This is a genomic window from Belnapia sp. AC561 (assembly GCF_979252845.1).
Map to the genome: position 1 here is coordinate 1 of NZ_CEEDBP010000228.1, position 272 is coordinate 272.

Annotated in this window: 1 protein-coding gene; it reads left to right on the forward strand. The window is 35.7% G+C overall.

The window, feature by feature from the left end; all coding sequences use genetic code 11:
* A partial coding sequence (locus tag AC0IW9_RS30870) for a hypothetical protein (RefSeq protein WP_471652117.1) occupies positions 1 to 218 on the forward strand: 218 nt, incomplete at its 5' end.
* Positions 219 to 272: the final 54 nt, after the last annotated feature.

Genomic DNA, 272 nt, shown 5'->3' on the forward strand with positions numbered 1-272 from the left:
TTATTGAAGTGTTCCGGATTCTCGAAAAAGAAAGCATCATGAAAAACTGGAACCGTTTTATAACCGAGGTGAATATAGGGTGCTACGTTATCCGTACAGAAAACAATATCGACGCCTTTAAAGAACGCCTTAAGCGGAAGGCTGATTTGCTTCCAAAACTGATACCTGAAATGGCCAATAAGATTAAGCATCTTATTTTTTCCAACGTAAACAGGTAAAAAATTATCTAGAAAAAAAAATTGATAATTTGGGTCGGTATTCGCTTTATAGAC